Raw genomic sequence first — 23113 nt, forward strand, 5'->3', positions numbered from 1 at the left:
TCGTTCATGATGCACATTGAGATCCGGCATCTTCGCACGATTAAGGCAATCCATGACACGGGCGGGTTGGCCCGTGCGGCGGATTTGCTGAACATCACACAATCGGCCCTGAGCCACCAAATCAAAGGGATCGAAGATCAGGCCGGCGTCGAACTCTTCGTGCGTCGGGCGAAACCTCTGCGTTTGTCGGCATCGGGTTTGCGGCTCTTGGCGGCGGCGGAACAGATTTTGCCGATCCTCGCCGATCTGGAGGTCGAATTCGAAGGTCTGCAAGACGGTCGCGCGGGACGGCTGCATATCGCGCTGGAGTGTCACGCCTGTTTCGAATGGCTGCTGCCTGTGTTGGAACAGTTCCGCAAGGTCTGGCCCGATGTGGACGTCGATATCCGATCGAGCCTTTCGTTTGATGCGATGAGCGCGCTGCGTCGCGAAGAGGTCGATTTGGTGGTGTCCTCGGACCCTGAGGATCAGTCGGAAGTCGATTTTAACCCGCTGTTTGACTACGATCCTGTTTTTGTGGCCTCGTCACATCATCCCCTCGCGCAAAAGGCAGTGATCGAGGCGCAGGATTTCGAAGGGCAGACGCTGATCACTTACCCCGTTGATCGGTCGCGGTTGGATATCTTTAAGATGCTGTTGTCGCCCGCACGTGTCGAACCTGCGGCGGTGCGGCAGGTCGAATTGACGGCGGTGATCCTGATGCTCGTGGCATCCAACCGTGGGGTGTCGGTGCTGCCAGACTGGGTTGTGCGTCAGGTGCGGCAATCGTCAGATTACGTCACGCGGCCGTTGGGCAAGGACGGTCAGGTCGGGGTGACACGGCGGATGTTTGCGGCGACCCGCGAGTCCGAGAACACGCGGCCCTACCTTGCGCATTTTATTCGGCTGGCTCGGCAAGAGGCGGTGAAACTTCAACGGGGCTAAGGTCGCGACTGGACTCGGCAAAGAGGCGGATGCGGGTTTCATCAATCGGCATCGCCTTGCCAAAGAGATAGCCCTGACCCAGACGACACCCCAGACGGCGGAGGTGATCGACTTGGGCTTCCGTTTCGACGCCTTCCGCGATGACAGAGACGCCCAGACCGTCAGCGATTTCCAAGAAGCCACGGATCAGAACTTCGGCGGTGGGATCGCGTCCAAGGTCGGCGACAAAGCTCATGTCGATCTTTAGCTCATCGAATTCAAGTTGGCGCAGGTGCTGGAACGACGCAAAGCCTGTGCCGAAATCGTCGAGCGACACGCGCAGTCCTTCGGATCGGAAATGGGCGATGCTGGCCTGAATAGTATCGGCAGAGCGGGCGATGAACACGTCCTCTGTGATTTCTAGCGTGATGTGGCGGCGGGCGTTCGGATGCCGGCTGAGCAGGTCGTCGAGGTCGGCACGGCCAGATTGCGTGGCAAGCGCGACCTCTGGGACGTTGATCGACACTTCGCCTGGGTCGAGGCCTTCGGCCAAAAGCTGTTCGATGTCGTGGAGCACGCAGCCCGCCATATGCGATAGGAAATCGCCGTGCAGGCCAAGTTCGTTGATCTGCGGGATAAAGAGGTTCGGGGGCAGGGGACCTTTGGTCGGGTGTATCCAGCGGGCGAGGGCCTCGAACCCGATACTGCGGCCCGTGGCGAGGTCGACCTTGGGTTGGTAATAGGGGCGGATTTCGCGGCTGTGCATCGCGGCGAGGATTTCGCGGCGGTCCTCAAGCGATAGGCGGCGTTCGAAATCGTCGGCACGGTAAATCGCGGCTGAGATGCCAGAGCTGTTTTTCGCGCGATACATGGCCTGATCGGCGGCCCCACATAGCCCTTCGACCGTAGTGCCCGCGTGCCGTGTGAGGCCGATGCCGACCGAGGCCGAGATATGGAGTTCCTTTTCGTGCCATTCGACAGGCGCTTGGATCGCGCGGGCAATATAGTCGGCCAATCGCAGCGCGGCCTTTTCCGATGTGATCGTGCGGAATGCGATGGCAAATTCGTCGCCGCCTAGTCGGGCCACGATGCCCGTGTCGCCGACCAGTTTGGACAGGCGGCTCGCCACGGCCTGAAGCACCTGATCGCCCGCTTCGTGGCTGTAGGTGTCATTGATCGGCTTGAACCCGTCGAGGTCGATGAGGAACACGCCCAATTCGCTGCCCAAACGACGCTGGGCAATGAGGTGTTCAAGTTCTTCATCAAACGCTCGACGGTTCAATAGGCCCGTGAGTGGGTCATGGCGGGACAGATGTTCGAGGGCACGCAAGCGGGCGTTCGCCTCTTCGCGGGCGGCGTTGAGGGCGCGCTGGGTGTCCTTTTGTTTGTGCAGGGTTTCGAACGTGTTGAAGATATAGACGACCATCATGCCCGTGGTGATGATCCATTCCCCCTCGCTCGACGGGAGGAACGCGTTTTCGCTGGCGAGCCAGAACACCGCGAAGGCAGAGCCAAAAGAGGGTGCCATCAGGCTCCAGTTATAGAACGGGAGGGCGGCGAAGGTGTTGGTGATGTGAACAAAGACCCCAAAGAGCCACAAGAACCCCGCAAGGAGCATGGCGGACGACGGCTCTGCTGCCAAAAGGAACGCGGGCGCGAGGTAAAAGAGGACGGAGCTACAGTTCACCAGCCAGACGGTGAACACATAGGTGGCGGTGATATCCTCGTCCCTTTCGGGCAATTTCTGGGCAAGCCAATGTGCCGCGACCTCGTAAGCGACGAGAATGCCAGACATGATCAGGGCCAGGGTGCCGTAGCCGACCCACCACAATATAACCAACATCATCGCCGCAGAGGCGAGGCGTTTGGCTATGTCCCGTGTGGCCACGTGAATGGCAAAACGGGTTTGATAGCGGATCTTATCAAAACTCTGCGCGATCATGGGCCTCTTCCTGCCTTTGGGCCCATGTTGCCAATCAAAACCAAACAAATCGTTAACGGTGCGTTTTTCCCGAAAGAGTGCCATTCGCGGCCTTGCCCGATTGATCGGATTTGCCTATACGCGCTGCTTGGACCGTGAACGGAGGCCCCGATGGCTGGTAGTGCAAACCTGAACGTGATGATGAAGACCGCCCGTAAAGCTGGGCGCGCCTTGCTCAAAGACTTTACCGAAGTTGAACAGCTACAGGTCAGCACCAAAGGGCCTGGTGACTTTGTCACTCGCGCCGACCGCAATGCCGAGGAAATCATCCGCACTGAATTGATGGAAGCCCGTCCGACCTATGGCTTCCTCGGAGAAGAGTCCAAAGAGATCGAAGGCGAAGATCCGACCCGTCGCTGGATCGTTGATCCGCTCGATGGCACCACCAACTTTTTGCACGGTCTGGGTCACTGGGCTGTGTCGATCGCCCTTGAACATAAGGGTCAAATCGTTGCGGGCGTGGTTTACGATCCCGTCAAAGACGAGATGTTCTATGCCGAAAAAGGGTCGGGCGCATGGATGAACGAGACCCGTATTCGCGTCTCTGGTCGTCACCGTTTGACCGACGGTATCTTTGCAACGGGCCTGCCGTTTGCTGGTAGCACGGACCTGCCGCAGACCCTGCGTGACCTCGGTCAATTGCTGCCCGCGACCTCGGGTGTGCGTCGTCTGGGCGCTGCGTCTCTGGACCTTGCCTATGTCGCTGCTGGCCGTTTCGACGGTTTCTGGGAACGCCGTCTGAAGCCGTGGGATATCGCTGCTGGCCTCGTTATTGTGCGCGAAGCAGGTGCCCTACTGGAGCCGATTCACGAAGACGGTAACATCCTTGAGGATGGCAACCTGATCTGCGCGAACGAATCCATGTTCGGCCCGTTTGCCAAAGTGATCCGTGGCGCGGCAGCGTAATCGCTGGTCGATTGTTAGATTTGAGGACCGTGCCGCAGGGTGCGGTCCTTTTTCGTTGGATGGCCTGATTTTGCCCAAAATGGCAGGACATTTGCGGAATTTGTGATGCCGTTGCGAACGGCTGCGGCGTATGTTTGCGCTAAATTTCCAAATTTACCGCTCGTTAGGCGGGTTTGCCGTAAATTTACCTTGAAGGTTCGCCTTTCGCGGCGCATTCACTGTCAAAATCGCCGAGTTTGAGGCGATATTGCTTTGAGAGAGGCCAAGATGATCCACCATAGTTCTGATCTGGACGCATTCGACCGTAAGATTTTGGATATCGTCGCGATTGAGGGGCGGATCAGTGTGACCGAGCTGTCGCGTCGGATCGGCCTGTCGAAATCCCCGACCCAAGCGCGTTTGAAGCGGCTTGAGGAAACAGGGCTGATCCGTGGTTATCGCGCGCTCTTTGACCCGATCCGTTTGGGGCGCGATCACGTGGCCTTTGTCGAGGTGAAACTGACCGACACTCGCGAGTCGGCCTTGGCCGAGTTCAACGCTGCCGTCATTCGCGTGCCAGAGATTGAACAGTGTCACCTGATTGCGGGTCAGTTCGACTACCTGCTCAAGGTTCGCACGGCGTCGATGTCGGCTTATCGGCTTGTTCTGGCAGAGAAAATATCGACCCTGCCGTATTTGGCGAATACATCGACCTATGTTGCGATGCAGGCCGTCAAAGAAGAAGGCGTCGGTCCTGTCGCAACGGGCGGATAATTCCGTCAAAGCGGCTTTTGCACCTTTCGCCCCTTGCCCATCGGCGCGGGGCAGGGCAAAACACCCTCGTGCCCGCGTGGTGGAATGGTAGACATCGGAGACTTAAAATCTCTTGGCCTTAGTGCCGTGCCGGTTCGAGTCCGGCCGCGGGTACCACCCCAGAAAATCCATAGCAGACTAGACCATCTGACCGCCCGTACGGGCTATCGTTATCCTAGTTCGACATAGAAAAAGGGCGCGAACCGGATGGTCGCGCCCCTTTTGGTTATTCGGCTGCTTTGGCGGCAGTCATGCCTGTGAGCTTGGCCATCGCCTCGTATTGCGAGAGGAATACCTCGCCCGTCATGTCGTGCAGGAAATGCGCGGTCTGGAGGCGGTCCATCACGGGGCCTTTGACTTCGGACATGTGTAGTTTGATGCCCATATCTTTGAGGCGGGCGTTGATGGCCTCGAGGCTTTCGAGGGCGGAGAAGTCGATGGCGTTTACCGCCGACATCATCAGCACCACGTGTTCGATGCCACAATCAGCCTGCACGCGGTCGTAGATGTAATCTTCGAGGAAGCGTGCGTTGGCGAAATAGAGGCTTTCATCGACGCGCATCATCACCAGACGGTCATCGGTTTTCACCTGATGGCGTTTGATGTTGCGGAAGTGTTCGGTGCCTTCCATCAGGCCCACTTCGGCGATGTGCGGGCGCGATGTTTTAAAGAGATACAGAAGGACCGAGAGGCCAACACCTGACGACACGCCCGTTTCCACACCAAAGGCCCAGGTCATCAGGATGGTTGCAGCCACCGCAAAGAAGTCGGGTTTGGAATAGCCCCACGACCGTTTCAGGATCGAGAAGTCCACGAGCGACAGAACGGCGACGATGATCGTTGCGGCGAGCGTTGCCTTGGGGAGGAAGTAGAGAAGCGGGGTGAGGGCAAGAGCGGCAATGGCGAGGCCAATAGCGGTGAAGGCACCAGCCGCAGGGGTTTCCGCACCTGCGTCAAAGTTCACAACCGAACGGGCAAAGCCACCCGTGACAGGATAGCCGCCGGTAAAGGCCGCACCGATGTTTGCAGCGCCCAGACCGATCAGCTCTTGGTCAGGGGTGATGCGCTGGCGTTTCTTTGCGGCAAGGGTTTGCGCGACCGAGATCGATTCAACAAAGCCGATGATCGAGATTAGGAGGGCAGGGACAAAGAGTTTGCCGATCAGATCGAACGAGAGGTCGGGCATGGTGAAGGGCGGCAGGCTCTGCGGGACTTCGCCAACCACTTTGACGCCCCAGTTATCCAGACGGAACAGCGCAACGAAAGCGGTGGTGACGACGACGGCAGCAACGGGGCCAGCCTTGGTCAGCACGTCCGCGAGTTTCGGCGGCACGCCTTTGGACAGGAGGAGCGGTTTGAGACCCTTGCGCACCCAGAACAGGAACGCGGTTGCCGCAACGCCGATAAAGAGCGTGATAAAGTTCAGTTTGGTGAAGTTCTCAAACAGGCTTTCGAACATATGCGGCAGCGAGTGGCCCGAGATCGAGATGCCAAGGATATGGCCGATCTGGCTCGATGCGATTAGGACGCCCGAGGCGGTGATAAAGCCCGCAATCACAGGGTGGGATAGGAAGTTCGCGATCCAGCCCAACCGCAGCAGGCCAAGGCCCAAGAGCATGACACCAGAGAGGAACGCCAGCGTCAGCGCGGCGGTGGCGTATCCTATGTCACCCGATTGGGCGACCTTGCCAATCGCGGCGGCGGTCATCAGCGACACAACGGCTACAGGACCAACGGCCAACGCGCGTGAAGTGCCAAAGACGGAGTAGAGCATGATCGGCACGATCGACGCGTAGATACCCGCCTCAGCGGGCAGACCTGCGAGGAGCGCGTAAGCCAGCGACTGAGGCACCAACATGATCGTTACGATCACAGCGGCGACGAGGTCGTTCTGGAAGGCTTCTTTGTTATAGGTGCGGCCCCATTGAAGGACCGGGAGATATTTTGTGAGTGGCGAGAGGGCCATGGGCAACACCTTGGCGGAGGAGAGAAAAAGAACGGCGGAGCCGGCGAAGGCCCCGCCAGTTTCTGCTCCGGCATGGACACCGGAACAGGAAGGTCGTTATTTCGCGGTTACCTTTTCAGGTTTGATCATCCATTCACGGCCACGCAGCATGGCCTTCCAGTAGATCGGCGGAAGCGCAGTTTCTTTGAGCCACCACGCCAGCTTCGATGGTTTGGTGCCATCGTTGATCCACTTCGGGAAGGACGGCAGCAGCGCACCGCCGTAACCGAATTCAGCCAGAACGATTTTGCCGCGTTCAACGGTGAGCGGGCATGAGCCGTAGCCGTTGTACTGTGCGACAGCCGATTTGCCGTCGATGTCTGCGCAGACGTTTTCAGCCACAACAGGCGCCTGAACACGTGCCGCAGCAGCGGTTTTCGCGTTCGGAGCGTTCATCACATCGCCCAGCGACCAGATGTTGTCGTAGGTTTTGTGGCGCAGCGTGGACTGGTCCACATCAACCCAACCCGCAGCGTCAGCCAGTGGCGATACGCGGATAAAGTCAGGTGCGACCTGCGGCGGAACCACGTGGATCATGTCGAATTCGACGGTGACCGTGGTGGCTTCGGTTTCGGGCTTCGCAACGGCAAAGGTCGCCTTCTTCGCAGGGCCGTCGATCGAGATCAGGTTGTGGAAGAAGTTCAGCGATGCGTCGTATTTTTCGACGTATTTTTCCAGTGCAGGCACGTAGTCTTTGACGCCAAAGAGCACGCCGCCAGCATTCATGAACTGGATGTCGATGTTTTTCAGAGCGCCGTTTTTGAACCAGTGGTCGCCCGAGAGATACATCGCTTTTTGCGGTGCGCCTGCACATTTGATCGGCATCGGTGGCTGGGTGAAGAGCGCTTTGCCCTCTTTCAGCTCTTGCACGAGTTTCCACGTGTAAGGCGCGAGGTCATAGCGGTAGTTCGAGGTCACGCCGTTTTTGCCGAGCGTATCCACGAGGCCTTCAATGCGGTTCCAGTCGAGTTTGATGCCCGGTGCAACGATCAGGCGTTTGTAGCCAACCACGCGGCAGCCATCGAGGATGATAGCGTTGTCTTTGGGTTCAAAAGCAGCGACCGCCGATTTGATCCAGTGGACGCCTTTGGGAATGAGGCTGCCCATGGTTTTTGCGGTTTCTTGGGGGTGGAAAACGCCTGCGCCAACCATGGTCCAGCCTGGCTGGTAGTAGTGGATGTCGGCAGGGTCGATCACCGCGATGTCGAGGTCAGGTTTGCGAGCCTTCAGCGACGAGGCCACTGCGATACCGCCTGCGCCACCGCCCACGATCACAACGTCAAACGATGCGTCGGTGTTGTCGGTCGGGGTTTTGCCGCCGTTTGCGATACGACGCACAACGCCGCCCATGTCGTAGCCAGCGGATTTCGTTGCCGCGAGGATGTCAGAGACGGGCAGGGATTTCGCTTGGCTCAATGACCAGAGGGTCGCGGAACGTGTGCCTGTGCGGCAGTAGGCCAAAACAGGGCCAGGGAGCGCATCAAGGGCGTCACCGAATTTCGCAGCATCCGCGTCCTCAACCTTGCCCGATACGATCGGCAGGTAGAGCGTTTCGAGACCAGCAGCCTTAGCCGCGGTGTCGATCTCTTCGAAGGTTGGTTGGTCAGCACCTTCGCCGTCGGGACGGTTACAGATGATGGCACGAAAGCCCGCGTCTGCAATCGCCTTAACGTCGGCTGCAGTGATCTGTGGGCTCACGCTGATGCGTTTGTTGATATCCTTGATGTCCATGATGTCTCCCCTCGTTCTTATTATAAAAAGGAACGGCCCTTAGAGGCCGTTCACTGGTACTTTGAGCATTGGGCGACCGTCTTTGTCGGTCGGGATTTCGCCTGCGCGCATGTTAACTTGCAGCGACGGAATGATCAGGCGCGGCATGTCGAGTTGCGCGTCACGCTCGGTGCGGAATTTGACAAAGTCCTCTTTCGTTTTGCCAGCGCCGACGTGAATGTTGTGCTCTTTCTCTGCGCCTACAGTGGTTTCCCACTCGATGTCGCGACCGTTCGGGCCGTAGTCGTGGCACATGAACAGACGCATGTCGTCAGGCAGTGCGAGAACCTTTTGGATCGAGTCGTAGAGCATGCCTGCGTCACCACCCGGGAAGTCCGCACGAGCAGAACCGCCGTCTGGCATGAACAGGGTGTCGCCCACAAAGGCCGCGTTGCCAGTGACGTAGGTCATGCAAGCAGGGGTGTGACCCGGAGTGTGCATAACGGTCAGCTTCAGTTCACCGATTTCGAGGATGTCGCCGTCTTCGAGCAGAGCGTCGAACTGCGAACCGTCACGCTGGAATTCGGTGCCTTCGTTGAACACCTTGCCGAACACGTCCTGAACGATGGTGATGTTCTTGCCGATGCCGATTTTGCCACCCAGTTTGTTCTGGATATAAGGCGCAGCCGAGAGGTGGTCAGCGTGGACGTGGGTTTCGAGGAGCCATTCCAGCTCTAGACCGTTGTCTTCGACGTGTTTGATCAGCGCATCTGCCGATTCATAGGTGATGCGGCCAGCGGCGTAATCGATGTCCATGACGGAATCGACAATCGCGCATTTGTTCGATGCTGGGTCTTTGACCACATAGGAAATGGTCCAAGTCGCAGGGTCGAAAAACGCGGTAACTTCTGGTTTTACATCCATATTTACAGGGTAATCGGTCATGTCTGGTCTCCTCGGTCGCCCGCGGGGTGGGGCACAATCGGTTGTTTCGCTCAGATGTATCACAGATCAGTATATATCTGCATACATTTGAATTTAGAAATGTATATGCGACCTCGCACCCCTCTTGTCAACAGTTCTGACGCATAAGTCGTAAAATATATGTGAAATATAAAATATTTTACGCAGGGTCAGTGAGATAGGCGTTTTCAAGGTCGACTGTCACTGCCTGACGACCCGTTTGGCAACCTATCCTCGTGCGGTGATTGTTCCCACCCTTGCTACCCCGATGAGCAAAGCTGCCTAATAAAAGGGCACTGCGCAGGTTTTGGCCCAAACGTCGCCGCGTTCGGGGCTGGCGACTAAACCCACAGGTCCCAGGCGCATACGGTCGGGACAGGGGAAAGGACCACGGATGAATTACGATAAAATCGATAAAAAAGCCCGCAAGATCCTTCAGGAAAACGACCGCGGTTTATACACCGTCCCGACCAAGGGGCTGTATCCTTATCAGTGGAACTGGGACAGTGCCTTTGCTGCGTGGGGATTTTCCACCCATGATCCGCGTCGTGCTTGGGCCGAGATCGAGACCTTGTTCACGGGCCAATGGGACAATGGGATGGTCCCGCATATCGTCTTTCACAAACAGGCCATCGGCTATTTCCCTGGCCCTGATATTTGGAATGTCGAACGGGTGCCGCATACCTCTGGCATCACCCAGCCCCCGATTGCGGCGACGATGGCGCGTGCGGTTTATGAGGCCGACAAACACTATGGCCGCGTGCATATGGAACTGATGTATGGGCGGCTGGTGTCGTGGCATCGCTGGTTCGTCAAATATCGCCTGCACGAGGGGATGGTGGTGATCACGCATCCTTGGGAATCTGGGCGCGACAATGCGGTGGATTGGGACGCGGCGCTGGCCAATGTGGATGGGTCGAACGTCGGCGAATACCATCGGCGGGACATTGATCACGTCGACCCCGCCATGCGGCCCAAGAAAGAGGACTACGACCGCTACCTCGCGCTGGTCCAATTCAACCGCGATTGTGGGTATGATGAGGACCACATCCGCGACCACGGCCCATTTCGCGTGGCCGATGTCGGGATGACCTTCCTTTTCCTGCGAGCTTGCCGCGATTTGTTACATATCGCGGTCGAACTGGATCACGGCGTCGATGAAATCGAAGGCTGGATCAAGACACTCAAGCAAGGGGTGGAGCGTCATTGGAACTCAGAGCGGGGACACTACGATTCAGTCGATGTGCGGACGGGCACGTTTACCAATTCGCTGTCGAGCGCGTCGTTCCTGTGTTGGTTTGCGGGGATCAAAGATGATCGGATGCTTGCGCATTATGATCGGATCATCGGGCAGGTGGGCTTTGGCATTCCGTCGAACGATCCCGAGGACCCGCATTTTAACCACCTTCGCTATTGGCGCGGGCCTGTTTGGGGGATGGTGAACGCGTTGATCGCGATTGGGCTCGCGGAAACGGGTCATACGGTCCACGCCGAACGGCTGCGCAAACAGACGCAAAAGCTCATCGCGGAACATGGGTTCTGGGAATATTTCAGCCCGCTCGACGGTGCCCCTGCGGGTGGACCGCAGTTCACATGGACGGCGGCAATTTGGCTGACATGGGCCTCTCCCCACGCCAAGGGACGGTTCTGATGCAACCTATGGGTTTTGGGTGGTTTATCTGTCCCGACTTTTCCGCGAATTCTGTTGTTCCAAAAGTCACAAATTTGGGTATTTCAGGGCTGATCAGACAATAAGAATATACGTTCGAATAAAAATTAATACCTTTGGCATGTCTGCTACCTATTGGAGCGTGTCATGCGCAAAAAGTCATTAAAGGTATCACTTGGTAAGGTTGGGTTTCATTTCTTCCAATTAAAGATCGGTCGCACACCGCGCCCGTCGATCCGTGTGATGAACTACGATTTTCGTCCGAACACAGGCAAAAAGCCGTTTAGCCAAGCCTTGGTGAACGTGAGTGCGATTGGGGATGCACAGCGTCATCCCGTCATCGCATTCAAAGGTGAAGTTGTGTCGCGCGAGGTGATCGAACAGCCCGCGCTTCGTTTGGTTAAGTAATTACATTCGGGGCATCACGGCCCGTATGGGTGGTGATGCCTGCCATCGCCTCTGCGGCTGCGATGATATGGGCCAATGCCTCTTGGGGGTCTTGGTCCAGTTTCGTCGGGTCGGTCTCTAGCTCTTCGAGGTAGACCCGCAGGGTCGCGCCCACTGTGCCCGTGCCCGACAAACGGAACACAACGCGCCCACCAGATGAGAACCCGATGCGGATGCCCTGCTGTTCGCTGCGGCTGCCGTCAACGGGATCGTCATAGGCGAACTCATCCGCGCTGCTCACGGTCAGCGGGCCAAATTGCTGGCCGATGAGGGTGGCGAACTTTGCCCGCAAGCCATCCATCACCGCATTGGCGCTGTCTGCATCGACATCTTCATAGTCATGACGGCTGTAGTAGTTGCGGCCATAATCGGCCCAGTGATCGCGCAGGATTTCCGTCGCGGGTTTGCCTGTGACCGCTATGATATTGAGCCACAAGAGCACCGCCCAGAGGCCGTCCTTTTCGCGCACGTGGTCCGATCCCGTGCCCGCGCTTTCCTCACCGCAAATTGTGACGCGGCCCGCGTCCAGAAGGTTGCCAAAGAACTTCCAGCCTGTCGGTGTCTCGAAACTCTCAATACCTAGCCGTTCTGCCACCCGATCCGCAGCGGCAGACGTTGGCATCGAACGGGCAATCCCTGCGATCCCGTCTTTATAGGCAGGGGCGAGGTGCGCGTTTGCCGCGAGAATAGCGAGGCTATCGGAGGGCGAGACAAACATCCCCTTGCCCACGATCATGTTGCGGTCGCCGTCGCCGTCAGAGGCCGCGCCGAAATCGGGGGCATCGGGACCCGTCATCAGCGCCATCAGCTCGTGCGCCCAGATTGGGTTCGGGTCGGGGTGTCCACCGCCAAAGTCGGGCAGGGGGGTGCCGTTCACGACCGTTCCTGCTGCAGCACCCAGTTGCCCTTCGATCAACGCCTTTGCGTAGGGGCCTGTGACCGCGTGCATCGCGTCGAACCGCATGGTGAAGCCCGATTGGAACATCGCGCGGATCGCGTCAAAGTCAAAGAGGCTCTGCATCAGCTCTGCATAATCAGCCACAGGGTCGATCACCTCGACCTGCATATCGCCGAGGGTGGAGGTGCCGATACGGCTGAGGTCCACGTCTTGGGCCTCTAGGATGTGGTATTCGCGGATGGTTTGCGTAATGGCATAGATGCGGTCGGTGACGGCCTCTGATGCAGGGCCACCGTTTGCGCCGTTGAACTTCAGCCCGAAGTCATAATCCACGCCACCAGGGTTGTGCGAGGCCGAGAGGATCAACCCGCCGTCCATCTGGTATTTGCGAATGAGGTTCGACGCGGCAGGGGTCGAACAAATCCCACCTTGCCCCACAACGCATTTCGCAGCGCCATTGGCCGCGGCCATACGCAGGATGACTTGGATCGCGCGGTCATTGAAATAGCGACCGTCCCCACCAGCGAGCAGGGTTTTCCCCGCAACGCCGCCGATCCCATCAAAAATCGCCTGCACGTAGTTTTCAAGAAAATGCGGCTCCATAAAGGTGCGCGTTTTCTTGCGAAGCCCGCTCGTCCCCGGTTTTTGGCCCTCAATTGGCTGGGTCGGGACGGTGATCTTGGTCATTATAACAGTGTCCTTTGGAAACAAATGTGGCCCCCCGCGTAGGGGGGCGACTATGGGACACAGAATATTCTGCTGGTAGGCAGGAGCAACCCGAAACGCTACAGCGCGCCTATTGCAGGCAGGGTGATGTCGCAGGGTAACGCATGGGCGAGCACGCGTTCGGCGTTCGGGATGTCGTTCCCTTCGGCGCGGCGCACGGCGTTGGTGCGCGAATGGTTGAGCGACAGCCAGCGCTGGATCAAACGCCCCCGCAGTTCAGGCAGAGGCACATCCCAACGGATGGTGAGGTCCCACATCGGGGCAAGTTCGCGCCACGGGTCCTCATCAAACATCAGGTAGTTGCCTTCGACGATGACGACTTGACACTCTGGGCTGACCAGACCCGCGCCAGCGATAGCGATGTCGCGAGGACGGTCGAAGACAGGGTAATAGGCGGGGCGACCCTCGCGGATGGTGCGGATGAGTTGGATAAACCCGTGAGCATCAAACGTTTCAGGCGCGCCCTTGCGGGGCCGCATGTTCATCTCGTCCAAGATGCGGTTGTCGAGGTGGAACCCGTCCATCGGAACGATCTGTGCATCGATCTTTTTGATCTTCAGACGACGCAGGAGTTCTTCGGAAAGGGTGGATTTCCCGCTGGCAGGGGCGCCTGTGATGGCGACGATCAGGCGGGGCTTTGAGGCAATATGGCCCTCGATAGCATCGAGGACCACATTTACTTTGTTCGTCAGGTCGGTGAAGTTGGCCATTTACGCCAGTTCCAATTCCGTATCCGGTTCTTTTGCGCCAGTCATATAGGCAACGGCGTCCGACATGGTGTGTTTTTTCGGGTCGATCACGCACAAACGTTGACCAAGGCGGTGAACGTGGATGCGATCAGCAAGCTCGAACACGTGAGGCATGTTGTGGCTGATCAGGATGATCGGAATGCCACGCGAGCGCACGTCTTGGATCAGTTCCAGAACGCGACGGCTCTCTTTAACGCCAAGCGCCGCTGTCGGTTCGTCGAGGATGATCACTTTGGATCCGAAGGCCGCAGCGCGTGCTACAGCAACACCCTGACGCTGACCACCCGAGAGGGTCTCAACCGCTTGGTTGATGTTCTGGATGGTCATCAGGCCCAGATCGTTCAGCTTATCGCGCGCGAAGTCCTGCATACGAGCGTGGTCCATTTTGCGGAACACTTTGCCCATCACGCCCGGTTTGCGCCACTCACGGCCCAAGAACATGTTGTCAGCGATCGACAGTGCGGGCGACAGCGCGAGGTTCTGGTAAACGGTTTCGATCCCCGCATTGCGCGCATCGTCTGGCCGTTTGAAGTGGACCTCTTTGCCTTCCAAGAAGATCTGGCCGTGGTCGGGAACAACTGCCCCCGACAAAGCTTTGATCAAGGTGGATTTGCCCGCGCCGTTGTCGCCGATCACTGCGGTGATTTCGCCGGGATACAGGTCGAAGTCTGCGCCGTTCATGGCCACAACCTGACCATAGCGTTTCATCAGCCCGCGTGCGGATAGGATAGGTTGCACGTTCGTCATTTCGTGGCCCTCCGCAGCCATTGGTCAAGAGCGACCGCCACAAGAACAAGGCAGCCCGCTGCAAATTGTTGCCAGTAGTCGTCCACGCCACCCAGCGAAAGGCCAGTGGTAAAGACGCCCACGATAATTGCACCCAGAACCGAGCCGATAACCGAACCGCGACCACCGAACAGAGAGGTGCCGCCGATCACAACCGCGGTGATGGATTGCAGGTTAACGTCGTCAAAGCCGATGGGAGAGATCGACCCAACGCGGCCCGCAGCAGCCCAGCCACCAAAGGCGCAGATCAGGCCAGCAAAGGCGTAGACCGAAACCAAGGTGCGGTTGATGCGGATACCAGAGAGCATCGCAGCATCTGGATCATCGCCGATTGCCATCACGTGACGGCCCCAAGCGGTGTGGTTGAGCATGTAATAAACGAGGCCAGCCAGAACCAAAAGCGCGACAACGCCGTAGGTGATCTGGAACCCGCCAAAGGATATCCGTTCGCCAAAGAATAGGAGTGACGGCGCAGTTTCGCGGATGTCAGAGCCGCGGATCGACTGCGATGCCGAATACCAGAGCTTGAGCGCGGTAAAGATCGACAGCGTGCCGAGCGTCACGATGAACGGCGGCAGTTTGATCACGGTCACGAGGATACCGTTGAACCACCCCATCAGACCGCCAAAGAACAGGCCGATCGAAATGGCGAGGAATGGCGGCAGGCCGAAGTCAACGGACAGTTTGCCCATGATGATAGACGAGAGCACGAGGATCGCACCAACCGAGAGGTCGATACCTGCAGTCAGAATGATCAGCGTTTGAGCAACGGCAACGATACCCGTCACAGTCACCTGCTTGAGAACCAACGACAGCGTGCCCGGCGTCATGAAGTTATTGGCGAATGCGCCAAAGAACAAAATGCTGACGATCAGGACAAGTGCCGGAATAGTGGTGGGGTAATCCCGCAGGAATTTGCGGAGGACGTGCGTAAGTGTCTTATCGTCCTGCGCGAAGGAGGCGACGGCCTTATCGGCTTTGTCTAGACCTGCTTCGAATTCGTTAAGTGGTTTTTTGGGTTCTGTTTGGGTGCTCATTTCGTCCGGTGCCCTCCCTTGCGTACGAAACGCGTGACGGTGGATAGATAAAGGGCGGCGCGCTGCCGCCCTTTACCAGTGTAGTCATACTGTGGAACTTAGCCCCAGCAGATTTCAAGGCCTTCAGCGCTGGTCAGGGACGGTACGCCCTCTGCCGGCTTGTCGGTGATCAGGTTTACGCCTGTGTTGAAGAAGGTCAGACCTTCGGACGCGGACGGCTTCGAACCGTCAGCGATGAATGCTGCAACAGCTTCAACGCCTTTGGATGCCATCAGCAGCGGGTACTGCTGCGAGGTTGCGCCGATGACGCCAGATTTCACGCTTTCAACGCCTGGGCAGCCGCCGTCAACGGAAACGACCAGAACGCCTTCTTCTTTGCCAGCGTTAACCAGTGCCTGGTATGCGCCTTCAGCAGCTGGTTCGTTGATGGTGTAAACAACGTTGATGTCGGGGTCACGAGCGAGGAGGTTTTCCATCGCGGTTACGCCGCCTTCAACCGAAGCGTTCGAAGTTTCGTGACCGATAACGCGCGGGTCGGTTTCCGAACCCATGACAGTCAGGTCAGGAACTTCGATGCCGAAGCCAACGAGGAAGCCGGTGTCACGTGCAACGTCAACAGAGATGTTGTCTTTGTTGATGTCGAGCATTGCGATTTTTGCGTTCGCAGCGTCGTCACCGAGGGTTGCAGCAGCCCATTTACCGATCAAGAGGCCAGCTTCGAAGTTGTCGGTCGCAAAGGTCATGTCCTGTGCTTCCGGATCAGCGAGCGGGGTGTCGAGTGCGATAACCAGAACGCCAGCAGCGCGTGCGTCGATCAGAGCCGGAGTAACCGAGTCGTTCGATGCAGTGATCAGGATGCCTTTTGCGCCAGCAGCAACGCAGTTTTCGATCGCGGAGATCTGCGGAGCAGCGTCGCCATCGGTTACACCAGCGAACGCCATCAGGTTCATGCCCAGCTCGTTAGCGCGTGCTTCTGCGCCTTCGCGCATTTTCACGAAGAACGGGTTGGTGTTGTTTTTGGTGATGAGGCACAGGGTGCCTGCGGAATGGCTTTCGGCCATAGCCGCACCAGACATAGCAACAAGAGCAAGTGCCGAACCGGCGAGAAGTTTTTTCATGGTTTCCTCCCAAGAATTCCAGATACGGACCGTGGTTGATCCGCTCTATCCCATCGCACCTCCGCTCTGGGATTGCCCATAGACAACTCGATTCGTCGGCGTTCGTCAATAAATAAATCAATCTTATTTACTTATTGACAGTTCCAAATGTGATCGGCACTTTCAGAAGTCGGGAAGAGGTCTAAGAGGACATTAAAATGCTTATCGGTATCCCTGCGCTATTAGGGCCGGACTTGCTTTATACGTTGCGATCCATGGGTCATGGTGACGAAATCGCGATTGTGGATGGAAACTATCCTGCGCTGGAACATGGTCGCCGTGTCGTGCGAGCGGATGGGCTGGAATTGGTCCCCGTGCTCAAGGCGATTCTGGCAGTGATGCCGATTGATCGCTTTGTGCCTGACGCGATTTTCCGTTCGGCTCAGTTCAATGATCCCGCCCAATTCGCGCCGATCCACCATGAGATTGACGCCGTGGTTGCCTCTGTGGTCCCCGATGTAGCCGTACGTGCGATGTCTGGCGACGATCTGTATCCGCGCATTCGTCAGGCACATACAATTGTTGCCACGAGCGAGCCCGCGCTTTATGCGAATGTGATCCTACGAAAAGGGGTCATCGAACCCTGATCCACTTTGAAAGAGCACATGAAACTCGACGACCGTAGCCAAGACGAAAGTCAGGACCAATCCACTGGTGATCCGCAGGTGTTCCGCGGGTCCAATCAGTCTGGGCTGCGCGACTATAACGAGCGTCTCGTTCTTTCTATGATCCAGCGCAGCGGCGCCATGCCGGGGGTAGAGATTGCCCGCCGCGCAGGGCTGTCGCCGCAAACGGTGTCGGTTATCCTGCGCAGCCTCGAATCTGACGGCCTCCTTGAACGGGGTGCGCCGCAGCGTGGCCGCGTGGGTAAGCCGTCCATTCCGATGGGGCTGAACCCCGACGGTCTCTATTCGATCGGTATGAAGATTGGCCGCCGTAGTGCGGACCTCGTTTTGACCGACTTTCTCGGCAAGACACGGCAGTTGCTTCAGACGACGTATCGCTACCCGATGCCCGACGCGATTGTTGGTTTCCTGAAATCAGGGCTGGCCTCTTTCCGCGAGGCGCTGGGCGATAAAGCGGCAGATCGCATTTCGGGTATCGGCATCGCGATGCCATTCGAGATTTGGAATTGGTCCGAAACCATCGGTGCGCCGCCAAACGACATTGCGGCGTGGCGTGATCTGGATTTCTCGTCTGAGATCGCTCAGTTCACCAATCTGCCTGTGTTCATCGAAAACGACGCGACTGCAGCCTGTCGGGCCGAGCATGTTTATGGCCTCGGTCGGACTTATCGTGACTTTGCTTACTTCTTTGTTGGGTCGTTTATCGGTGGCGGTGTGGTTCTGAACCATGCGGTGTTTGAGGGCGCACGCGGCAATGCGGGGGCCTTCGGGTCGCTGCCGATCCGTCTGTCCACGGGCGAAGGTAAGCAGTTGATCGATGTGGCCTCGCTCTATCGTCTAGAGGCGGATTTGGCGCGGAAGGGGATTGAACCCGCACGGATCTGGGCCTCGCCTCAGGACTGGCACGATTTCCCCGAAGTTCTCGAGAACTGGATCGACTACACAGCGCGGCACCTTGCGCGGGCGGCACTGACCGTTTGCGCAGTGATCGACTTTGAGGCCGTGGTGATCGACGGGGCGTTCCCCGCCGAAGTGCGGACACGGCTGATCAACCGCGTGCGCGAAAATATCGTAGACCTCGACCAGCGCGGTCTTTTCCCGCCTGTAATTGCCGAAGGCACCGTGGGCCGCAACGCACGCGCTATGGGGGCGGCCTGTTCGCCTGTCTTCAACCAGTTTCTGCTGAACACCTTGGGCGGGTTGTCGCAGAGCAGCTAATCGGTTGCAAAGCCCCAACCCGCGGCCCATTTTAGCCCTATGGCTGACCTGTCCCTCTCGCGCATTGTTCTGATCTGGCGATCCTTCCGCGATGTGCTGGGGAAAAACGACCTCGACCTGATTTCTGCGGGTGTGGCGTTTTATGGGATGTTTTCGATCTTTCCTGCCTTTGCGGCGTCTATCGCGATGTTTGGCATCGTGGCAGACCCTGTCGTGATTGCCGAACAGCTCGACCTGTTGCGGGACGTGATCCCTGCGGATGTGTTCACCTTGTTTGAGGCACAGATTGATCGGTTGCTTGGGGCAGGAGCTACGACGCTGGGGTGGGCGTCGTTTGTGTCACTTGCCATCGCGCTCTGGTCCGCGCGGGCGGGTGTTGGCGCGATGCTGCGGGGATTGAACGCGATCTATTCTGGGCAAACGCGGTCAGGGGTTCGGCACGCTGTGACCGCATTTGTGATGACGGTGGCGATGATTGGTGTGGCGCTGATCGCGCTGATCGTCGTGGTCGCGGCCCCCATCGCGATTGCCTTTGTCCCGCTCGCCAATGAATGGAGCGGATTGATCGAATTGATCCGCTGGGCTGTGGCACTCTTTGTCCTCTTAGCTGCTTTGGGGATTTTGTATCGCTACGGACCTCATGCCTCTTCGCGATCCCGCTGGGTCACCGTTGGAGCCTTTGTCGCGGTTTGCCTGTGGTATTTGGTGTCGATAGCCTTTTCGGCCTACATCGCAAATTTCGGGAATTATAATCAGGTCTATGGGTCGCTCGGTGCGGTCGTAGCGCTCCTGATGTGGTTTTATTTATCGGCCTATTTGGTCCTGCTGGGCGGCGCGTTGAACGTCGCCATCGCCCGAACCTACCCCTAAGACTAGGGGCGTATGGTAGAAATTGGGGAATAGTGAAATTTTTTCACTAGTAATTGATGATCCATTCGGATAGTTTCATATCAAAAGAATAACCGGACTCCATCTAACGTGAGCCGGAAATCCGAGGCGGAGTAGTATTTTATGTCGGCGATTGAGTTCGTAGTCCGCGATTCCGCGGGCCAAATAGAGCACGGAAATGTTGCAGGTGATGGCGCAGCCGCTTCGATCATCGTTTCCGTAGATGAAGATATTTCCCTTAACCTTTCGAGGGCGCAGGTTCAGTCGTATTCTCGGCAGGGGCAGGCGCTTCAGGTTGTTTTGATCGATGGTCGCGTGATCATGATCGAAGGGTTCTTTACCCCCGAAGGTATCCCCGAAAACAACCTCTACCTGTCATCTGGCGGTGTTCTGGCACAGGTCGAACTGGCCGAAGTGAGCGATGGTTTCTACTACGCGAATTACTCCGAGGCGGAAGCCTTTGGAAAATGGAGCCCTGACGACGATCTCTATTTCCTCCGTGGCTCCGAGGTTCAGCTCGCTGGATATAACGAAGTCTATCCTGTTGAGGACGATCAGGTCGGCATGCTTGCTGCCCCGCTGTTGGCTGGGATCGGCGGTATTGGTGCAGGCGCGGGCGTTGGTGCTGCGGCTATTGGTGGCGCGGCGATTGTCACGGGTCTGACGGGCGGCGGTTCGGGCGGTGGCTCGGGTGTTTATGTGACTGCGCAAACGGGCGCTGCAGCCGAAGATACCGTCGTGAACAGCAACGATTATGACAACGGCATCGAACTGGGCGGCACAGGCACCCCAGGTGGCGAAGTGACCGTGACCGTAGGTGGCGTGACCGAAACCACCACCGTTGGCGAAGACGGCACTTGGGAAGTTGTGTTCCAACCTGGTGACCTGCCAGGCGGCGAATATACCGAAACTGCGACCGTCACGATCACCAGCGGCGGCGAAACATCGACCACCACAGCTGAAATCGTTGTTGATACCGTCGCGACTGTGACCTTGAACGAGGGTGCTAACGGCGGCGATCTCTTGATCAACGCACAAGAACTCGCAGGCGGCGTGACGCTTTCGGGCACTGTTGAAACGGGTTCGACCGTCATGGTGACCGTGGGCGGTATGGCCTACGAGGCGACTGTCACGGGCGGCACATGGTCCCTGACATTGCCTGATGGTGCGGTTGAGACGGGCGAATATAACCTCGGTGTGACCGTTTCGGTGACCGACGCCTATGGCAACACCTCTGACATCAGCGGTTCTGTCGCGATCGACACCGAGACGTCAGTCTCTATGTCGACCTCGCTCATCGGCGGCGATGGAACGGTGAACGCATCCGAACATGCGGCGGGTGTGACCGTCACTGGCATGGCGCAAGCCAATGCAAGCGTGGCTGTTACCATCGGCACTGTCACCCACACGGTCGTGGCTGGCGAAGATGGTTCGTGGTCGGCGACTTTCACCTCGACCGATCTGCCCGAGGGCACCTATGACGCAACGGTTACAGCAGTTGCGACTGATCTTGCGGGCAACACCGCAACCACCACAGGTTCGTTCCATGTCGATACAGAGATGGGGCTTGGGATCAATTCTGGCGCAGTTGAGGGCGACGGGATTGTAAACGGAGCAGAAGCCTCAGACGGCATCACGCTCACTGGTACGGCAGAGGCTGGCTCCTCTGTCGCCGTAACGCTCAATGGCTTTACCCGCACCGTGACTGCGGGCAACGACGGATCATGGTCCGCATCGTGGATCGCCAGCGAGCTTCCGACTATCGAGACGACCCTCACGGTGAAAGCCGTTGCAACGGATGGGTCGGGCAACGTGGAAACCACGACGGGTTCCGTGACGTTCGACCCCTTCGTCAACACATTGACCCATACGAACGGTCAAGTGGGCGGCGACGGTGTGGTCAACCTCTCTGAACAAGGCCAAGAGATCACCGCGAGCGGCATGGTCGAAGCGGGCTCTACCGTTTCGGTGAGCCTCGGTGGTGTGACGCTGCCTGCGACCGTTGCGGCAAACGGCAGCTGGACCGTCACTTATCCTGCGGGAACGCTGGCTGTAGGTGAATACAACACCGCACTGGTGATCACTGCGACCGACGCGGCGGGCAACACCAGCAAAATCTCGGAAAGCGTTCGTGTTGATACCGTGGCTGGCGATCTGACGCTGTCCTCTGCGCCGATTGAAATTGACGACGTTGTGAATGCGGTCGAAGTGGCTGACGGCGTTGTCATCACAGGTACCGCGACACCTGGACTGCCGGTCACTGTCACCTTTGGCAGCGCAACACACACTGTTGTTGCCAATTCGGCAGGCACATGGTCGTCCAAGTTCCTCGCCTCGGAAATCCCGACAGGGACCTATGACGCTGATATTACTGCGTCGATCACCGATGCGGCGGGCAACTCCAAAACCGTATCGGACTCTGTCCACATCGACACTCAGGTCGTGAACCACGCCTTCGCTGCGATCCAGTTCGAAGGCGACGACATGATCAGCGGCGACGAAGCCTCTGACGGGTTCAACGTCAACGGCACGGTAGAGCCTCTATCCAAGGTCGTCGTGACCTTTGGATCGGGCAGCAGCGCTGTGACGAAAACCGTTTATGCGGGGTCTGACGGTCAGTGGAACGTTGAGTTCACCGCTGGCGAAATTCCGAGCGGCGAATACACCGCGCCCATCGTGGCCCGCGCGACCGACCCTGCGGGCAACGTCAGCACCATCTCGGACACCGTACGCGTTGATACCATTGTGAATACGCTGACCGCCGATGCGACCGAAACCGACAACGTCGCAAACGCTTACGAGCTTCAGGATGGGATCACCCTGACGGGCACGGTTGAGGTGGGTTCGACGGTTCTTGTCACCTTTGACGGCATGACCCGTGTGGCCAACGTAGGCCGTGACGGTTCGTGGGAAGTGACCTTTGACGCAGACGAAATCCGCTCGGGCGACTATTCGGCCGATGTCACGATCAAGGCGACCGACGCGGTTGGCAACGTCCGCGAAACCACTCAAGTGGTTGAAATCGACACCATCGGTCCAGATGCCGCTACCGTTGACCACAAGATCGTCAGCGGCCAAGGCATCGAGGCGATCATCGTGTCGGACGATGCGGCGAACATCGAACTTTACGATGTGACCGACGGTCAACATGCGGCTCCGCTGACCTTCACGCCGTCGCAGACGATGTCGGGCTGGCTCGATTTCGATACGCCGATTGCGGATGAAACGAACCTCGTTGTGTCTGCAACGGATGACGCTGGTAACGAAACATCGACCTTGGTTGTTCTCGATGAGGCATCCAGCGGTGTTGTCGATATCGCGAACCCGCTGCTCGATAACTTCGACTTTGGCGCGATTGACCTCAGCTTTGCAGAGGATGGCGATCTGACCCTGACCGCATCCGACATTGAAGACCTGACCAAAGGCTCGAACGAGCTGACCATTCATGGCGGTTCCGACGACACGGTCACGATCAATGGCGCAGTTGCAGGCGGTGTTGAGACGGTCGATGGCACGGACTTCCACGTCTACACGCTGGGCGGCAACCACACGCTCTACATCGAGGATGGCGTCAACGTCATCATCTAATCCCGATACGGGCTGCCCTACGGGTGGCCCGATCCATGAGGTTAAGACAGAAGAATTGAGGTAG

The 23113-nt window shown here is 57.8% G+C and carries 18 protein-coding genes and 1 tRNA gene; 10 read left to right on the top strand and 9 right to left on the bottom strand.

Features of this window, described 5'->3' with window-relative positions:
• Window positions 1–9: 9 nt before the first annotated feature.
• A complete protein-coding gene (locus QWY83_RS11445; RefSeq protein WP_249946234.1) occupies window positions 10–924 on the top strand; it encodes a LysR family transcriptional regulator in 915 nt (304 codons plus the stop codon).
• Here the strand turns inward: QWY83_RS11445 and QWY83_RS11450 are convergent.
• Window positions 878–2845 (bottom strand): putative bifunctional diguanylate cyclase/phosphodiesterase, encoded by a 1968-nt coding sequence (locus tag QWY83_RS11450; RefSeq protein WP_249945786.1) that lies wholly within the window; start codon window positions 2843–2845, stop codon window positions 878–880. The genes QWY83_RS11445 and QWY83_RS11450 overlap by 47 nt on opposite strands.
• A gap of 150 nt (window positions 2846–2995) precedes the next feature.
• Between QWY83_RS11450 and QWY83_RS11455 the strand changes: the two genes are divergently transcribed.
• The 3 genes from QWY83_RS11455 to QWY83_RS11465 all read left to right on the top strand — a co-directional run bounded on the left by QWY83_RS11455 (window position 2996) and on the right by QWY83_RS11465 (window position 4699).
• On the top strand, window positions 2996–3790 hold the full coding sequence (locus QWY83_RS11455; RefSeq protein WP_249945785.1) for an inositol monophosphatase family protein: 795 nt from the start codon (window positions 2996–2998) through the stop codon (window positions 3788–3790).
• A 267-nt stretch (window positions 3791–4057) separates the two neighbouring features.
• Window positions 4058–4543 (top strand): Lrp/AsnC family transcriptional regulator, encoded by a 486-nt coding sequence (locus QWY83_RS11460; RefSeq protein ID WP_067549763.1) that lies wholly within the window; start codon window positions 4058–4060, stop codon window positions 4541–4543.
• Between the two features lie 70 nt (window positions 4544–4613).
• Window positions 4614–4699: transfer RNA gene (locus tag QWY83_RS11465), tRNA-Leu, on the top strand.
• A 109-nt stretch (window positions 4700–4808) separates the two neighbouring features.
• On the opposite strand, the gene QWY83_RS11470 is transcribed toward QWY83_RS11465, so the two are convergent.
• The 3 genes from QWY83_RS11470 to QWY83_RS11480 form a co-directional block, all read right to left on the bottom strand.
• The gene (locus tag QWY83_RS11470) at window positions 4809–6548 is read right to left on the bottom strand and encodes a SulP family inorganic anion transporter (protein ID WP_105235631.1); all 1740 of its coding nucleotides are present in this window, start codon (window positions 6546–6548) and stop codon (window positions 4809–4811) included.
• A gap of 96 nt (window positions 6549–6644) precedes the next feature.
• Complete coding sequence (locus QWY83_RS11475) at window positions 6645–8318, bottom strand: bifunctional protein tyrosine phosphatase family protein/NAD(P)/FAD-dependent oxidoreductase (RefSeq protein ID WP_249945784.1); 1674 nt, start codon at window positions 8316–8318, stop codon at window positions 6645–6647.
• 39 nt (window positions 8319–8357) lie between these two features.
• Window positions 8358–9242: an MBL fold metallo-hydrolase gene (locus QWY83_RS11480; protein WP_249945783.1), complete on the bottom strand. Its 885-nt coding sequence runs from the start codon at window positions 9240–9242 to the stop codon at window positions 8358–8360.
• A gap of 412 nt (window positions 9243–9654) precedes the next feature.
• Here QWY83_RS11480 and QWY83_RS11485 point away from each other — a divergent pair, with 412 nt between their 5' ends.
• Window positions 9655–10911 carry an MGH1-like glycoside hydrolase domain-containing protein gene (locus QWY83_RS11485; protein ID WP_249945782.1) on the top strand — a complete coding sequence of 419 codons (1257 nt, stop codon included), beginning with the start codon at window positions 9655–9657 and terminating at the stop codon, window positions 10909–10911.
• Window positions 10912–11076: 165 nt separating this feature from the next.
• A complete protein-coding gene (locus QWY83_RS11490; protein ID WP_249945781.1) occupies window positions 11077–11337 on the top strand; it encodes a hypothetical protein in 261 nt (86 codons plus the stop codon).
• Here QWY83_RS11490 and QWY83_RS11495 read toward each other — a convergent pair.
• From QWY83_RS11495 to QWY83_RS11515, 5 genes are all read right to left on the bottom strand, one after another.
• Window positions 11330–12961 carry an alpha-D-glucose phosphate-specific phosphoglucomutase gene (locus QWY83_RS11495; RefSeq protein ID WP_249945780.1) on the bottom strand — a complete coding sequence of 544 codons (1632 nt, stop codon included), beginning with the start codon at window positions 12959–12961 and terminating at the stop codon, window positions 11330–11332. The two genes, QWY83_RS11490 and QWY83_RS11495, sit on opposite strands and share 8 nt — an antisense overlap.
• 98 nt (window positions 12962–13059) lie before the next feature.
• The gene (locus tag QWY83_RS11500) at window positions 13060–13710 is read right to left on the bottom strand and encodes a nucleoside/nucleotide kinase family protein (RefSeq protein ID WP_249945779.1); all 651 of its coding nucleotides are present in this window, start codon (window positions 13708–13710) and stop codon (window positions 13060–13062) included.
• Window positions 13711–14496 carry an ATP-binding cassette domain-containing protein gene (locus tag QWY83_RS11505; RefSeq protein WP_249945778.1) on the bottom strand — a complete coding sequence of 262 codons (786 nt, stop codon included), beginning with the start codon at window positions 14494–14496 and terminating at the stop codon, window positions 13711–13713. It abuts the gene before it with no gap.
• Window positions 14493–15572 (bottom strand): ABC transporter permease, encoded by a 1080-nt coding sequence (locus QWY83_RS11510; RefSeq protein ID WP_105235624.1) that lies wholly within the window; start codon window positions 15570–15572, stop codon window positions 14493–14495. The genes QWY83_RS11505 and QWY83_RS11510 overlap by 4 nt, the downstream gene beginning before the upstream one ends.
• Before the next feature lie 98 nt (window positions 15573–15670).
• The gene (locus QWY83_RS11515; protein ID WP_105235623.1) at window positions 15671–16690 is read right to left on the bottom strand and encodes a substrate-binding domain-containing protein; all 1020 of its coding nucleotides are present in this window, start codon (window positions 16688–16690) and stop codon (window positions 15671–15673) included.
• 197 nt (window positions 16691–16887) lie between these two features.
• Here QWY83_RS11515 and QWY83_RS11520 point away from each other — a divergent pair, with 197 nt between their 5' ends.
• The 4 genes from QWY83_RS11520 to QWY83_RS11535 all read left to right on the top strand — a co-directional run bounded on the left by QWY83_RS11520 (window position 16888) and on the right by QWY83_RS11535 (window position 23049).
• Complete coding sequence (locus tag QWY83_RS11520; RefSeq protein ID WP_249945777.1) at window positions 16888–17316, top strand: RbsD/FucU family protein; 429 nt, start codon at window positions 16888–16890, stop codon at window positions 17314–17316.
• An 18-nt stretch (window positions 17317–17334) separates the two neighbouring features.
• Window positions 17335–18573, top strand: a complete 1239-nt coding sequence (locus QWY83_RS11525) for an ROK family transcriptional regulator (RefSeq protein ID WP_249945776.1) — start codon at window positions 17335–17337, stop codon at window positions 18571–18573.
• A 39-nt stretch (window positions 18574–18612) separates the two neighbouring features.
• Window positions 18613–19443: a YihY/virulence factor BrkB family protein gene (locus tag QWY83_RS11530; RefSeq protein ID WP_249945775.1), complete on the top strand. Its 831-nt coding sequence runs from the start codon at window positions 18613–18615 to the stop codon at window positions 19441–19443.
• 141 nt (window positions 19444–19584) lie between these two features.
• A complete protein-coding gene (locus tag QWY83_RS11535; protein WP_249945774.1) occupies window positions 19585–23049 on the top strand; it encodes an Ig-like domain-containing protein in 3465 nt (1154 codons plus the stop codon).
• Window positions 23050–23113: the final 64 nt, after the last annotated feature.

Source organism: Marivivens donghaensis (genome assembly GCF_030410045.1).
In the GTDB taxonomy this organism is placed as follows: domain Bacteria; phylum Pseudomonadota; class Alphaproteobacteria; order Rhodobacterales; family Rhodobacteraceae; genus Marivivens; species Marivivens donghaensis.

What these genes read in the sequence shown, in the direction of transcription:
- QWY83_RS11445 (WP_249946234.1), top strand. Translation starts at nt 10, where the DNA reads ATGCACATTGAGATCCGGCATCTTCGCACGATTAAGGCAATCCATGAC.
- QWY83_RS11450 (WP_249945786.1), bottom strand. Translation starts at nt 2,845, where the DNA reads ATGATCGCGCAGAGTTTTGATAAGATCCGCTATCAAACCCGTTTTGCC.
- QWY83_RS11455 (WP_249945785.1), top strand. Translation starts at nt 2,996, where the DNA reads ATGGCTGGTAGTGCAAACCTGAACGTGATGATGAAGACCGCCCGTAAA.
- QWY83_RS11460 (WP_067549763.1), top strand. Translation starts at nt 4,058, where the DNA reads ATGATCCACCATAGTTCTGATCTGGACGCATTCGACCGTAAGATTTTG.
- QWY83_RS11470 (WP_105235631.1), bottom strand. Translation starts at nt 6,548, where the DNA reads ATGGCCCTCTCGCCACTCACAAAATATCTCCCGGTCCTTCAATGGGGC.
- QWY83_RS11475 (WP_249945784.1), bottom strand. Translation starts at nt 8,318, where the DNA reads ATGGACATCAAGGATATCAACAAACGCATCAGCGTGAGCCCACAGATC.
- QWY83_RS11480 (WP_249945783.1), bottom strand. Translation starts at nt 9,242, where the DNA reads ATGACCGATTACCCTGTAAATATGGATGTAAAACCAGAAGTTACCGCG.
- QWY83_RS11485 (WP_249945782.1), top strand. Translation starts at nt 9,655, where the DNA reads ATGAATTACGATAAAATCGATAAAAAAGCCCGCAAGATCCTTCAGGAA.
- QWY83_RS11490 (WP_249945781.1), top strand. Translation starts at nt 11,077, where the DNA reads ATGCGCAAAAAGTCATTAAAGGTATCACTTGGTAAGGTTGGGTTTCAT.
- QWY83_RS11495 (WP_249945780.1), bottom strand. Translation starts at nt 12,961, where the DNA reads ATGACCAAGATCACCGTCCCGACCCAGCCAATTGAGGGCCAAAAACCG.
- QWY83_RS11500 (WP_249945779.1), bottom strand. Translation starts at nt 13,710, where the DNA reads ATGGCCAACTTCACCGACCTGACGAACAAAGTAAATGTGGTCCTCGAT.
- QWY83_RS11505 (WP_249945778.1), bottom strand. Translation starts at nt 14,496, where the DNA reads ATGACGAACGTGCAACCTATCCTATCCGCACGCGGGCTGATGAAACGC.
- QWY83_RS11510 (WP_105235624.1), bottom strand. Translation starts at nt 15,572, where the DNA reads ATGAGCACCCAAACAGAACCCAAAAAACCACTTAACGAATTCGAAGCA.
- QWY83_RS11515 (WP_105235623.1), bottom strand. Translation starts at nt 16,690, where the DNA reads ATGAAAAAACTTCTCGCCGGTTCGGCACTTGCTCTTGTTGCTATGTCT.
- QWY83_RS11520 (WP_249945777.1), top strand. Translation starts at nt 16,888, where the DNA reads ATGCTTATCGGTATCCCTGCGCTATTAGGGCCGGACTTGCTTTATACG.
- QWY83_RS11525 (WP_249945776.1), top strand. Translation starts at nt 17,335, where the DNA reads ATGAAACTCGACGACCGTAGCCAAGACGAAAGTCAGGACCAATCCACT.
- QWY83_RS11530 (WP_249945775.1), top strand. Translation starts at nt 18,613, where the DNA reads ATGGCTGACCTGTCCCTCTCGCGCATTGTTCTGATCTGGCGATCCTTC.
- QWY83_RS11535 (WP_249945774.1), top strand. Translation starts at nt 19,585, where the DNA reads ATGTCGGCGATTGAGTTCGTAGTCCGCGATTCCGCGGGCCAAATAGAG.